The sequence below is a fragment of the Vibrio sp. RC2502 genome (assembly GCF_054850435.1).
Genome location: NZ_CM141453.1, coordinates 1388567 through 1401468 on the forward strand (window position 1 = coordinate 1388567; position 12902 = coordinate 1401468).

Below are 12902 nucleotides of genomic sequence, written 5' to 3' on the forward strand. Positions count from 1 at the left end.
GGCATTTTTACTATGCGTTGGTTTAAGTGGTTAAGGTGGTATGCGGCGGCTTAGGTATTGCGTTGCTCACCCCTTAACAGGGCGTTATGTGTATTAGTAAAGATCGAGTTAATTTTTATGTTTGAATGGTTTAGCAAAACTTTTGAATCATCGTCTCAACAGGCGACGTTGTTTTCAATAGCTGTTTCTACAACATTAGCGGTGATTCTATTATTGCTAAATCAGTGGTTTAGTACCCGAAAAGATAAACGAAATCTTCGAGTTTCTAAGCTGGAGGAGTTTGCGACTACGATTTATGCTTACGAAAGGCTGTGCTTCGATATTCTATCGCGTTTCTATCAGCAGTCTCCATCAGATCAAATTACCATTAACAAGATGGTGGAGAGCGTAGAGCTTTCAGATAAAATCGAAATGCTGTCATCATTGTATTTTTCAAACATCCCATTTGATTCAAAGTTGACGCAGAAAACAATATACAAAGTTCATCATCAATTCGATATGTTAGAGCTTAATAACAAATCAGACGCAAGCACTTATGTATCTTATGAAGACGCAACAACCGCGGTGAAAGAAGTGTTGGCAGGACTAAAGGCGTCAGTAAAAGTTGAGATGGAAAAATACACATAACAAACTGTTCAAGAGGGATTCGCAACGCGCGGCAGTTTCACTATGCGTTGGTTTTAGTGATTAAGGTGGTATGCGGCGGCTTCGGTATTGCGTTGCTCACCCCTTAACAGGGCGTTATACGATTAAGGAGAAAGATGAAGCCGGATTTACACGGAAGTAGAGTCATCTTGAGGTCTATTCAACCTAAGGATTGTAACGATCTGTTTGAAATTTATGGTGATATTCAAACAATGGAATTTGCATCAGACCCAGTTTTTACTTCGAAAGATATGATAGCTCAAATGCTAGAAAGTGTTGTTCAACTGGAGAGGTCAGGTGAATCATTAGAATGGGCGATCGCTGAGCGTACGACAAAGAAAGTGATTGGAACTTGTGGCTTACACAATTTTAGTGATAGCGGTCTTTCATGTGAGGTTGGATGCTTGCTTAATTCTTCATACTGGCGGCATGGATACATGTCGGAATCCTTGAATGTCCTGTTTTCTCATGCAAAATTCCTAGGGATTGAAAAACTGTATGCAGACATTGATGAGGGTAACTTTCGGTCTAAGGCTTTGTTTAAAAAGCTAGGTTTCGATGCTAAAAAGGGTCAGTATCTACGCATGCTGTGAGGCATCGTATAACAAACAATTTAAGAGTGATTCAGCACGCTTGGCATTTTTAGTTTGGGTTTAGTTCAGTGTTTACGGTGGTCAAATTAAGTGCTGTGCTTGCGTGCTTCACACCTTAATTGGGCGTTATGTAACACAATAAAATTTTGAGAAATTTAGGAGTATTCTGAAACAATGAGTTTAGAGTTTTTAACTACTGATGCTGAGAAAGTTGCATATATCTGCACTATACTTAAGGCTAGGGCTACTGGTAATGACGCATCTGAATCTGAGTTTCAACAACTCAGAATTGAGTTGCTTAGGAATACTACTGTAGCGCCTTATTTGCCTTCGTGGTTGAAGTTGACTAGAGATCTTTCATCATTTTGGGATTTCATTCAACCTAAGTTTCGTACATACCAAGAACGTCGTTCGTTTTTGGATCAAGAGTTTGTTGATTTACTAAATTTCTTAGAGTTAGGTGCGCCAAGTGCTCCCCAAGCAGTTCCTACGACTCAAACCCAGCAAGTCCCAAAGCAGGTTGTAAATATTTCACATGACGTAACTTCATCATTTCAAGTTCAACCGAAAAAGAAGAATAAAGTTTTTATCGTCCATGGGCGCGACAACGAAGCGAAGCAGGAAATTGCTCGTCACATTGAGAGCCTTGGTTTAGAAGCTATTATACTGCATGAACAAGCTAGCAGTGGCATGACAATCATTGAAAAAATTGAGCATTACTCAGGTGAAGCTGACTTTGCTTTAGTGCTTTATACCGCTTGTGATAAGGGTAGAGGTGTTCATGAAAATAATGTACCGCCGAAACTAAGAGCACGTCAGAACGTAATATTTGAACATGGCTATCTTATGGCAAAACTCGGACGTAGAAATGTAACTGCATTAGTTAAAGGTGACATTGAAACACCTAATGATATAAGCGGCGTTGTTTACGTTGGTATGGATAGTTACGGTGCTTGGAAAGCTGAAGTCGTAAAAGAGCTACAAGCCTGTGGCTACAACGTCTAGCAAGTGTTACATAACAAACGCTTTAAGACGGATTCGCAACGCTTGGCGGTTTTGGTTTGAATTGGCTTTAGTGTTTACGGTGTAATAATTGAGTGTTGTGGTAGCGTTGCTCACCACTTAAGCGGGCGTTAGAGTGAAAGGTATATTATTTGAACAATACGATTGAAGAAGAAGCGGCAAAAGCTATCGGATTAATCCTTTTTGAATTTACACGTTTAGATATGAACCTAGGCCTTTGTGTTGTATGGACTAATGAAGGTAAAAATATCAATGAGTTATCATCCAAGTACAATCAAAAGGGCTTTAGTTGCCGATTAAAATTCATTGAAAAATTAGCGCATAAAAAATATGCCAGAGGCTCAGACGAGCTTAATAAATACATAAATTGGATCAAAAACGCTAACGATGTAAGAGAAATACGTAACCAATTAGTACATGGAAGGTATGGATTCATTCCTCGTGAAGGCTGCGTTGCAAATGTAGTGGGTTTGCCGACGTCACCAGAGCAAAGCGAAACTAGGTACACAATAAAACAGCTTAATAGTCTGGTTAAACGTATAAAAAAATTGAGCAATCAACTAAGTGAATTGCGAAATGAGCACCCTGTTTAATTCACTCTAACAAAGCGTTTAAGGCAGATTCGCAACGCGTGGCATTCTCAGTTCAAATTAGGTTTTGTGTTTAAGGTGTAATGGTTTAGGTTAGGTGGTAGCGTTGCTCACTACTTAACGCGGCGTTAGCATGCGGGAGTAATATGAAGAAAATTCTCATCATCGGTAATTCTGGCTCAGGCAAGAGTTGGTTGTCGAAACAGTTATCCCGAAAACTTCAGTTGCAAGAAGTTAACTTGGACTCGATTGTATGGGAGCCAGGTGGCTATAATCAAAAACGCTCCACCGGAGCAATCGAAAATGAAATTGCTAGTATAAAGTCTCAATGCAACTGGGTAGTTGAGGGAGTATTTGGTGCTTTAGCCGAACAGCTTATTTTCTCTGCTGACATGCTGTTGTTTTTGGATTTGGAATGGTCTGAATGTAAAAGTTCTCTTTATGCTCGTGGTTCGGAGAGCTCGAAGCAACTTAATGAGGAACAGGCGGAGAAGAATTTTCGTGAATTATTAAAATGGGCTTCTGAATACTCGGTTCGCGAGTCCAAAAGTTCACGACAGTTCCATCAGCAATTGTTCAGAGATTTTCACGGTTCTAAAGTACGTTTCACAACGCGCTCTCAAGTGAATGAGTTTGTAGCGGAAACAACATGCTAACAAACTGTTTAAGAGTGATTCGCAACGCGTGGCATTTTTACCATGCGTTGATTTTAGTGATTTAGGTGGTGTGCGGAGGCTTTCGTATTGCGTTGCTCACACCTTAACAGGGCGTTAGCACTCTAAGTAATAGGTGACGCGGGTGAATAAAGAATTACTTTTAGATTTATCGGGAATTTTGGACGAAGAAACTTTTCATGAGTATGTTTCTAAGAAACTCAATTTTCCGGCGCACTATGGATACAACATTGATGCGTTTTGGGACTGTGTCATGGACAACTCACAATCAACGATACCTGAAATACTTGTAGTAGAAGGGTTATCTTCACTAAAAAAATTTCTTCCAGATCTACATGACAAATTTGTTGCTTGCATGGTTGAGTTTTCAACAATTCAAACCAGTCACCAAATGGTATTGCGGTAAGGTAGCCCATCTGGTGAAGGCGTTGATATTGACACTAAAGACTGATTGGTGACCAATAGTGCTAACAAAGCGTTCAAGAGGGACAGTCAACGCGTGGCGAGTTTGTCTCAAATCTTGGCATCTGTGTTTTCGGTGGTAAATTGAAGTTTAGTGGTAGCGCGTTGCTGCCCCTTAACGCGGCGTTATGTGTAAAAGATGAAGGAGATTATATGTCTAAGGAAATAAAGAAAAAAATAAGAATATTAAAACAATGTAGAAATAAAGTTAATCCACTTTCGGTATCAAATGATGAAGGAACTTTGGGCTTGTTAAAGGAACTGAGAGATGATGGTTTGATAGCTTTAGATCCTCCTCATAATATAAATACAAGTGCGAAAGTAAGGTTGACTGATAAAGGTGAAGAACATCTAGACAAATTAGTATCTAACAAACCAAGCGATAAATTTAAGTGGTTAGTTGCCGGCATTATGGGAACAGGCATTATTACGTACATTGTAAGGATTTACACATAACAAACTGTTTAAGAGCGATTCGCAACGCGTGGCATTTTTACTATGCGTTGCGTTTAGTGTTTAAGGTGGTATGCGGGAGCTTCGGTATTGAGTTGCTCACACCTTAACAGGGCGTTAGTTTGCAAGAGGAAAAACGCAGCTGTATCGCAAGATCTAGTGGTAAAAGCTCAAAGTTTAAGTTGTCGTATTGGCTTTCAATTTCAGTGTTAGCTGGCGTGGTGAAAATCCAAAATTGGTATCGTTTCAACGGTTGATTTGTTCTTTGGTGTGGCGACTTTTGGGTTAACTGCGTTGAACTTTTTTGCTGAAACTCTGCTCGTTGAGTTTGTTGGTACAAAAGCCGATTTACTCGCTGAAATGGCGTTTTCTCTGGTGTGGAAAGTTCATGTGGTTTCAGTGGTTTTGTTGAAAGTCCGCATTGTGAGATTGGTTTTCCAAAAGCGCTTTTTGGTGTTGTGAGTTCGTTTTCTGCGGCGTTGTTTGTTCCAAGTGGTTTCATTGAGTAGCCGCTTTGAGGCTACGCCTGACTTAGGTGCATCAAGATACAAAAGTTTATTGTTTGCAAAGTTTAAAATAAAGTAAAATCAACGCCTTGGGTTTGCAAACTAACAAACTGCTCAAGAGGGATTCACAACGCTTGGCATTTTTACTATGCGTTGAATTTAGTGATTAAGGTGGTTTGCGGCGGCTTTTGTATTGCGTTGCTCACCCCTTAGCAGGGCGTTAGTTGCCAACGAGAAAAACGCAGCTAAAACAAAAATATTTAGGTCTAATGTCCGTGTGTTTTTGGCTAGGTTTTCGTATTTCAATTTTTAGTTATTCGGGTTTGTGGAAATCGTTCTCAGGTTTCTTTTGTGGTTGGATTTTCTGTTTCGTAAGCTTGTTCGGGTGTCGAAAGTCTGTTCTTCTGCATTGTCGTTCCAAAAGGTTTGTTTGGTGTTCAAAGTCCGTTTTCTACGGCGTTATAAATTCCAAGTGGTTTCAGTGACAGTCGCTTTGAAATTACGCCTGATTTGAGTTTTTCAAAGCACGTAAAAGCAGTGTTGACAGAGCGGCAATCAACTTCAAATCAAAGCTTTAGGTTTGGCAACTAACAAAGCATTCAAGAGGGATTCACAACGCTTGGCAGTCTTGGTTTGAATCGGCTTTAGTGTTTACGGCACAATGGGTTAGGTTCGGTGGTGGTGTTGTTCACCCCTTAATGCGGCGTTATGTGCTTGGAGGAAAAATGGAATATTTTCAGTACTATGGAATCGACTGGGTTGCAATGGTACTTACGTTTCTTGCAATTTGGCAAATTGGAAATAAGAACAAAATCGGTTTCATTTTAATGATGTGCGGTAACACTAGTTGGGTAGCAGTTGGTTATCTTACTGGCAGTGTGGCAATGATAATTGCAAATGTCATCTTTTTCTCAATGAACCTTAGAGCAATCATCAAATGGTCGACGCCAGAGAAAGAGCCTAAAGTTAGTGTTGCTGAGCAGTCATCTGCAAGCTAGAAGTTCGCACATAACAAACTGTTCAAGAGGGATTCGCAACGCGTGGCATTTTCACCATGCGTTGGTTTTAGTGTTTAAGGTGGTATGCGGTAACTTCGGTATTGCGCTGCTCACCCCTTAACAGGGCGTTATGTGCAGGAGGCACAATGATAGTTAGATATATAGCAATTTTCCTAATTGCTCTAAGTATCGGCGCATATGCAAGTTTTTATGTTATCACCGAGCAAGTAGAAGTATTTAGGAAAGCTGAGTACCAAAAGGGCTTAGAGAAAGGTTCACACGAATTCAGGTTAGTGATGGGCGAAGGCTCTGCACCTCTAGTCGAAAAGTCGAATCTATTAGCTCGCTATACAATGTGTGAACTCGATGGTGTTGAATCAGATGCACTCGCTACAGTTTTAGTATTGGACTCTTTGCAGGTAGGAATATTGACTAAACAAACTCATGAACTTATTGCAGACACCTTACAAACAACACTAAGCCTTTATACCAAACTAGATGGCAAATATTCTGAGCAGGGTGTACTGAACCAAATGTTAGTTCAGTATTGTGAAGCTAATTTGCAGTTCTTTGGTGACTGTTCAAAAATGCAGAACTTAGCAGAAAAAGACCTAAGTAAACACAGTCCCAAATGCACATAACAAAGCATTTAAGAGTGACTCACAACGCTTGGCGATCTCAGTTTAAATTTGGCTTTAGTGTATAAGGTGCAATGGTTTGGTTTAGGTGTTAAGCGTTGTTCGCACCTTAATGCGGCGTTAGCCGTCATGGAGCTTGCTATACTCAAAGTGATAGAATAGTATCACTTTAGTATTCCTTTGGAGCAGCTCTCATGAAAGTAGAACTAGTTACATCACTCAAACGTCAAGCAACTAAGATCCTCGCCGATCTCCACGACACCAAAGAACCAGTGTTAATTACTGAGCATGGTAAGCCATCCGCGTATCTAGTTGATGTTGATGACTACGAGTTTATGCAAAATCGTTTAGCTATTCTTGAGGGTATTGCACGAGGTGAGCGTGCACTAGCTGACGGTAAAGTGGTAAGTCATGATGAAGCCAAGGACAAAATGTCAAAATGGCTGAAATAATCTGGACTGAGCCAGCGTTATCAGACCTCAACGATATCGCTGAATACATCGCACTTGAAAATATCGTAGCTGCAAAGCAGTTAGTGCAAACGATCTTCTCCAAAGTCGAACGCCTACAAACTTTCCCAGAGTCAGGTCGTATTCCACCCGAGCTAGAACATTTAAGTTATCGTGAAGTTGTCGTTAATCCATGTCGTGTTTTCTATAAACAAAACGGTGACAAAGTGTTTATTCTGTTTGTTATGCGTGCAGAGAGAGATTTGCGTAAGTTCTTGTTGAGTAAGCAATAACCTTTGGGAATGAGCGGCTAACAAAGCATTTAAGAGTGATTCCCAACGCTTGGCATTTTCCATTCCATCGTTGGGTTTAGTGTTTACGGCGACATGGTTAGGTTTCGTGGTAGCGTTGCTCACACCTTAATGCGGCGTTATATGCCAGTGAAATGAGTACATTACAAATGTCAGAAAAATTTATGCTTAGAGCACTAGAGTTGTCACGTAATGCTCTGCCGAACTGTCTCCCTAATCCACCAGTTGGATGTGTATTAGTGAAAAATGGCTATGTTGTAGCTCAAGGACATACTCAATCTGTTGGTGGGAATCACGCGGAAGTTGAAGCTCTCAATTCATATAATGGTTCAATGGAAGGTGTCACTGCATATGTAACATTAGAACCATGTTCATTTGTTGGTAGAACACCTGCTTGCGCAAATACATTGGTCAATTCTGGTATAAAAAGTGTTGTTGTTGCAATGCTTGACCCAGATGTACGCAATAATGGTCAAGGTATTGAAATACTTGAACGAGCAGGTATTAATGTTCAAGTTGGTTTCTGTGAAGCTCAGGTTCGCGCTTTCTTGGATCCATATTTAGGTAAGTCGTAAAGGCATACAACAAACAGTTTAAGTGGGATTCAGCACGCGTGGCATTTTTGGTATGCATTTGATTTAGGTGTGAAGTGCTATGCAGAGGCTTGGTCATTGCGTGCTTCACCCCTTAACTGGGCGTTATGTGCTAAGGTAAAGCAAGTTATAACGTTCTCACAGTGTTTATTTTAAAAGGATTTATTATGCACGCGATTTATTTACCTCTACTGATCTTTATTGTTTATGCAGTGGTCAACTCAATAATTGGATTCTTTTTAGGTGAAAGGAAGCTGAATAAAGGTGTAGCAGGGGCAATTTTTGGATTTATATTCGCATTTATCCCGCCATTAAATTTCATTTTCTTAGCCTTGTTGTACTTTAAAAAAACGCCGTTGAATGCACATAATTGATCTTTTTGTGTGCAACACAAGGTTAGGCTCTTAACTTTTAATGTATTGAATACGCTGTACAAGCGCACATAACAAACTGTTCAAGAGTGATTCGCAACGCGTTGCATTTTTACTATGCGTTGCTTTTAGTGTTTAAGGTGGTATGCGGCGGCATCGGTAATGCGTTGCTCACACCTTAACAGGGCGTTATGTGCTAGGGAGATAAACGTGAGAGTTGAAGAAACTCAAGAATCTGACTTTTTCCAAGTTGTTGACTTGGTTAAGCGCGTTGTCGACAAAGATATACTTCCTCATTTCAGCAATGAAGGTCAGGCGTTGTTTTCTTCAAAAGTGCGGTCTGATATTGAAACTACATTTGATAAATCAAAGTTTCAAAACCTTAAGCTGATAGAAGATAACAAAGTCATTGGTTTTGCTGCGTTGAGAGAAAATGATTACATTACTCATCTTTTCATTGACACTAACTTTCAAAACAAAGGGTTAGGCAAACTATTGCTAGACAAATTGTTATCACTTACTGAGTCCAGTGAAGTAAGATTGAGGGCGTCTGTTAACGCGCAAAATTTTTATGAGTCTCAAGGTTTTGTTGCCACAGAAGTTGAGCAAAATGTCGATGGCGTAAGGTTTGTTCCAATGCGACTTGTTCGCACATAACAAACAATTTAAGAGTGATTCAGCACGCGTGGCATTTTCGGTATGCGGTGATTTCGGTGTTTATGTGCAATGCGGAGGCATAGTCATTGCGTGCTTCACACCTTAATTGGGCGTTAGCCCTTTTCGAGGAAATGATATGGAAATCGTACAAGAAATTGATGTTTCAGAATTGCACCATAAGGCAATCGAAGCATTAAGAAACCGAGCTTTTCCGGACAGCCAAGTAAGTCGTTCTTACTTTAAGCAGTTGCCTCATATGCGAGCCCTTCATTTTCAAGGTGAACAGTTGGTTGGCTACCTTGGACTGGACTATCGCGTTGTTAGTGTCGGTGGGGAAATACATAAGGTTCTGGGCGTAATCGACTTCTGTGTTGATGAACGTTATCGAGGGCAAGGTATTGGCTCTTTCATGTTGTCAGAAGTATCGTCATTTGCCGAAACTAAAGACGTTGATTTCATAATCCTCATATCTGACTTACATGATTTCTACTCATCAAATGGCTTTAACAAAGTTCAGTGTATGCAGTCTTGGTTAAGGCTTCACGAGCACACCAACTTTGGAGTTGCTGTAGAGCATATTGATGGACTGTATGTGAAACCACTCAGAGATAAGCAGTGGGGTGTTGGACATTTTGATTGGCTAGGTTATATGTACTAGTCAACCACAGGGCTAACAAAGCATTTAAGAGTGATTCGCAACGCTTGGCAGTTTCGCTTCGCTCAAGTATAGCCAAGCGCTGCTCACACCTTAATGCGGCGTTAGGTGCTTGAAGGAAAAGGTAAGTATGGAAATTGCTTTTCGGCAGATAAATATTGATGATTTCGAATTATGCGTTGCTGCGAGAAAAGATGCATACTTTTGTAGTTTTGGGCATTACGATGGTTTCGACGACTTCATCAGTGGTTATCGTGAACGAGTCTTAGACAGGTTAGCAACATCAGAATGGTTCTATATCCATGTATTTGTGGATGGTCAGTTTGCAGGGCAGTTAGAGTTTCGCAGTTTTTCACCTGAGCCGGAGACTGGCTATGTGCATCTCATTTACTTAAAGCCGAATTTTCGTGGTTCAGGACTTGCTCCAAAAGTGCAGGATTATATTGTAAGCACTTTGAGTAAAGCGGGTTGTTTGCGTGCTGTACTTTCAGTAAGCCGAACTAACCATCGAGCTCTTACATTCTATAAGCGCCATGGTTGGGAGTTCGTGCGCAAGAATCTCAAGCACAATGAAACAGACTTTTACCAACTTTGGCTACGCACCTAACAAACTGTTCAAGAGGGATTCGCAACGCGTGGCATTTTCACTATGCGTTGGTTTTAGTGTTTAAGGTGGTTTGCGGCGGCTTCAGTATTGCGTTGCTCACCCCTTAACAGGGCGTTATGTGTCTATGGAGGAAAAAGTGATATCCGATATCTTAGAAGAAATTTTGACACCAGTTTCTAGGACGATTAATAAGGTTATTAGCTTTCTAGTGGTTGGCGTATTTGTTGAGTTTGGATGTTATTTTCTGGGTAAAGTAACTTTGTTACTACTCACGCTTGGTAGGTTCCCTGATAAAACTAAATCACAAGAACATAAAGGTAAAATATCACTGTTCGGGCTTACCATTTTCTTTTCAATTTTAATTTTCATCGCACATAACAACCAAGTAGGCGCATAAAAACCAAGTAACGGCGTATCAAACCGGTAGGGTTTCATCATTCGATTTGTTCACATCTTGAGCTCGCCACATAACAAATTGTTCAAGAGTGATTCGGCACGCGTGGCATTTTTGCTATGCGTTAGTTTTAGTGGTTAAGGTGTTATGCGGCGGCTTCGCTATTGCGTGCCTCACACCTTAACAAGGCGTTATACGCTTTATGGAAAATAATACAAAAAGGACGTTATGAAGTTATCAGAATTACAAAGTCATATAAAAGAATTCGATTATGCACCAGAGCAATCTGAACACTATTTTTTAAAACTAATCGAAGAAGTTGGCGAATTATCGGAATCTATTCGCAAAGGTAAACGTGGGCAACCAACGCTAGATGAACTCAAAGGTTCAATCGCAGAAGAGTTATATGACGTCTTGTATTATGTTTGTGCTTTAGCCAATATTCACGGTGTAAACCTTGAGAAAACGCATGAACTAAAAGAAGTTCTGAATAAGGTTAAGTACAACCGATAGAACGCGTATAACAAATTGTTCAAGAGGGATTCAGCACGCGTGGCATTTTTACTATGCGTTGGTTTTAGTGATTAAGGCGGTATGCGGTAGCATTGGTGTTGCGTGCTTCACCCCTTAACAAGGCGTTATAACGCTAAAGGAGTACAGAGTGAAAATAGGCATTGTTCAGATGCAAATGAGATGGACTGTTGCACAAAACCTTTCGACAATATCTGGGTACATTAAAAGGCTAGGTGCACTAGATGTCCTAATTTTCCCTGAACTCGCATTAAGTGGCTTTCATAGAAATATAAAAGCTGAGTGTAAAGAACTCTTAATTCAAAATGCCATAGTCGAACTACAAAATTTAGCGAAAAAGTATCGAACAAGTCTGTTTTTTGGTGCACCTAAAGTAGTTGGGTCAAATGTGTTCAATAGTTATTTGTGCATCAGTAAAACTGGTCAGGTCATAGCACAATGGGACAAGGCTGGATTAACTGAAAGTGAATCCCAGTTTTTTGCTAAAGGTGGTAATAGAAGCGTATTTGATCTTGATGGCACTCGCTGTACCACGGTCATTTGTAGAGAAGTCGAGGATGCCGACTGGTTTATCTCTCAAGTTCGTTCCTGCTCTCCAGAAATCATAGTTTGGCCTAGCTATATCAGGCAGAGCGGCAATGACAATACCTTAACAGGCTATTTTTCAGCGGCTTCTGAAATAGCTAAGGAACTCGATGCGTTTGTTTTACAGTGCAACTGGCCACAAGCGCTCAACGATCAGAACATTCGCGGATTAGGTGGTAGCCGTATATTTGGAACCGATGGTAAATGTCTTTTGTCCATGCCTTTAGACCAACTTGCGATAAGTATCTTGGAGTTTTCTAAGGGGGAGTTGAGGTCTGTTGAGACTATGAGTTCACTGGAAACCGCGTTATAACAAATTGTTCAAGAGTGATTCGGCACGCGTGGCATTTTTACTATGCGTTAGTTTTGGTGGTTAAGGTGGTATGCGGAGGCATCGGCATTGCGTGCCTCACACCTTAACAAGGCGTTATGTGCTTTCTCCGAAAATTTGAAAATTAGTGTAGTATTAGCGTTTTGAAATTAGCGGAAATCATCATGTCTAAATCAGTTCAGCAGCAAATCGGTAATGTCGCACTAGTCGTTGAAAGCTACGATGATGCTATAGAGTTTTACACTCAAAAACTTCAATTTACACTTGTCGAAGACACTGACTTAGGTGGCGGAAAACGCTGGGTTCAGGTTTCTCCTCCAAACTCAAATGGTACAAATTTGCTTTTGGCTCAGGCAAGCACAGAAGAGCAGCATCTTGTTGTAGGTAATCAATCTGGTGGCCGTGTGTTTTTGTTTCTTCAGACCAATGACTTCTGGAGAGACTACGAGTTAATGAAAGTAAATGGTGTTGTATTTAACGAAGAACCGCGAGTAGAAGAGTATGGCACGGTAGTGGTGTTCCAAGATCTATATGGAAATAAGTGGGACTTACTGCAACTAAACAGCACAACCAAATAGTACGCACATAACAAACTGTTCAAGAGGGATTCGCAACGCTTAGTATTTTCACTATGCGTTGGTTTGAGTGATTAAGGCGGTTTACGGCGGCTTAGGTATTGCGTTGCTCACCCCTTAACAGGGCGTTAGTTGTCAACGAGAAAAACGCAGCTAAAACAGAATATTTAGGGCTAATGTCCGTGTGTTTTTGGCTCGGTTTTGCAATTCAAATTTTAGTCTTTCAGGTTTGTGCAAATCAGGCTTTGGTTGTTTGAGGTC

General features: G+C 40.6%; 20 protein-coding genes. 19 read left to right on the forward strand and 1 reads right to left on the reverse strand.

Translation table 11 applies throughout. The features are described from left to right. Window positions 1-117 precede the first annotated feature (117 nt). From ACYJZR_RS06565 to ACYJZR_RS06595, 7 genes are all read left to right on the forward strand, one after another. Window positions 118-627: a hypothetical protein gene (locus tag ACYJZR_RS06565; protein WP_042766354.1), complete on the forward strand. Its 510-nt coding sequence runs from the start codon at window positions 118-120 to the stop codon at window positions 625-627. 134 nt (window positions 628-761) lie between these two features. After that, the gene (locus ACYJZR_RS06570; protein ID WP_025553659.1) at window positions 762-1238 is read left to right on the forward strand and encodes a GNAT family N-acetyltransferase; all 477 of its coding nucleotides are present in this window, start codon (window positions 762-764) and stop codon (window positions 1236-1238) included. Between the two features lie 174 nt (window positions 1239-1412). After that, a complete protein-coding gene (locus ACYJZR_RS06575) occupies window positions 1413-2243 on the forward strand; it encodes a TIR domain-containing protein (protein WP_406966475.1) in 831 nt (276 codons plus the stop codon). 149 nt (window positions 2244-2392) lie between these two features. After that, on the forward strand, window positions 2393-2854 hold the full coding sequence (locus ACYJZR_RS06580; protein ID WP_029832791.1) for a hypothetical protein: 462 nt from the start codon (window positions 2393-2395) through the stop codon (window positions 2852-2854). Window positions 2855-2997: 143 nt separating this feature from the next. Further along, entirely contained in the window at window positions 2998-3507 is a 510-nt protein-coding gene (locus tag ACYJZR_RS06585) for a P-loop NTPase family protein (protein ID WP_025553775.1), read from the forward strand. A 142-nt stretch (window positions 3508-3649) separates the two neighbouring features. Beyond that, window positions 3650-3931: a barstar family protein gene (locus ACYJZR_RS06590; RefSeq protein WP_140055914.1), complete on the forward strand. Its 282-nt coding sequence runs from the start codon at window positions 3650-3652 to the stop codon at window positions 3929-3931. 209 nt (window positions 3932-4140) lie between these two features. Next, complete coding sequence (locus ACYJZR_RS06595) at window positions 4141-4443, forward strand: hypothetical protein (protein WP_029825389.1); 303 nt, start codon at window positions 4141-4143, stop codon at window positions 4441-4443. Window positions 4444-4546: 103 nt separating this feature from the next. Here the strand turns inward: ACYJZR_RS06595 and ACYJZR_RS06600 are convergent, their stop codons facing one another. Further along, the gene (locus ACYJZR_RS06600) at window positions 4547-4942 is read right to left on the reverse strand and encodes a hypothetical protein (protein ID WP_461715853.1); all 396 of its coding nucleotides are present in this window, start codon (window positions 4940-4942) and stop codon (window positions 4547-4549) included. Window positions 4943-5671: 729 nt separating this feature from the next. Here ACYJZR_RS06600 and ACYJZR_RS06605 point away from each other — a divergent pair. The 12 genes from ACYJZR_RS06605 (at window position 5672) to ACYJZR_RS06660 (ending at window position 12644) form a co-directional block, all read left to right on the forward strand. Further along, window positions 5672-5944, forward strand: a complete 273-nt coding sequence (locus ACYJZR_RS06605) for a PnuC protein (protein ID WP_406966476.1) — start codon at window positions 5672-5674, stop codon at window positions 5942-5944. A gap of 146 nt (window positions 5945-6090) precedes the next feature. Beyond that, window positions 6091-6585: a hypothetical protein gene (locus ACYJZR_RS06610; protein WP_100661986.1), complete on the forward strand. Its 495-nt coding sequence runs from the start codon at window positions 6091-6093 to the stop codon at window positions 6583-6585. Between the two features lie 191 nt (window positions 6586-6776). Then, window positions 6777-7034 carry a type II toxin-antitoxin system Phd/YefM family antitoxin gene (locus ACYJZR_RS06615; protein WP_005448240.1) on the forward strand — a complete coding sequence of 86 codons (258 nt, stop codon included), beginning with the start codon at window positions 6777-6779 and terminating at the stop codon, window positions 7032-7034. Continuing rightward, the gene (locus tag ACYJZR_RS06620; protein WP_069512227.1) at window positions 7022-7324 is read left to right on the forward strand and encodes a type II toxin-antitoxin system RelE/ParE family toxin; all 303 of its coding nucleotides are present in this window, start codon (window positions 7022-7024) and stop codon (window positions 7322-7324) included. The genes ACYJZR_RS06615 and ACYJZR_RS06620 overlap by 13 nt, the downstream gene beginning before the upstream one ends. Window positions 7325-7491: 167 nt before the next feature. Next, window positions 7492-7917, forward strand: a complete 426-nt coding sequence (locus tag ACYJZR_RS06625) for a bifunctional diaminohydroxyphosphoribosylaminopyrimidine deaminase/5-amino-6-(5-phosphoribosylamino)uracil reductase RibD (RefSeq protein WP_406966489.1) — start codon at window positions 7492-7494, stop codon at window positions 7915-7917. 599 nt (window positions 7918-8516) lie between these two features. Next, window positions 8517-8963 carry a GNAT family N-acetyltransferase gene (locus ACYJZR_RS06630; RefSeq protein ID WP_025553785.1) on the forward strand — a complete coding sequence of 149 codons (447 nt, stop codon included), beginning with the start codon at window positions 8517-8519 and terminating at the stop codon, window positions 8961-8963. Between the two features lie 136 nt (window positions 8964-9099). Beyond that, window positions 9100-9621 (forward strand): GNAT family N-acetyltransferase, encoded by a 522-nt coding sequence (locus tag ACYJZR_RS06635; RefSeq protein WP_015296898.1) that lies wholly within the window; start codon window positions 9100-9102, stop codon window positions 9619-9621. Between the two features lie 127 nt (window positions 9622-9748). After that, a complete protein-coding gene (locus ACYJZR_RS06640; protein WP_406966467.1) occupies window positions 9749-10225 on the forward strand; it encodes a GNAT family N-acetyltransferase in 477 nt (158 codons plus the stop codon). 136 nt (window positions 10226-10361) lie between these two features. Continuing rightward, window positions 10362-10622, forward strand: coding sequence for a hypothetical protein (locus tag ACYJZR_RS06645; RefSeq protein ID WP_025558052.1), 261 nt, complete (start codon window positions 10362-10364; stop codon window positions 10620-10622). Between the two features lie 225 nt (window positions 10623-10847). Next, the gene (locus ACYJZR_RS06650; protein WP_021452995.1) at window positions 10848-11132 is read left to right on the forward strand and encodes a MazG nucleotide pyrophosphohydrolase domain-containing protein; all 285 of its coding nucleotides are present in this window, start codon (window positions 10848-10850) and stop codon (window positions 11130-11132) included. A 148-nt stretch (window positions 11133-11280) separates the two neighbouring features. Next, window positions 11281-12048, forward strand: coding sequence for a carbon-nitrogen hydrolase family protein (locus ACYJZR_RS06655; protein ID WP_053320426.1), 768 nt, complete (start codon window positions 11281-11283; stop codon window positions 12046-12048). A 182-nt stretch (window positions 12049-12230) separates the two neighbouring features. Continuing rightward, window positions 12231-12644: a VOC family protein gene (locus ACYJZR_RS06660; protein ID WP_021453103.1), complete on the forward strand. Its 414-nt coding sequence runs from the start codon at window positions 12231-12233 to the stop codon at window positions 12642-12644. Window positions 12645-12902 lie beyond the last annotated feature (258 nt).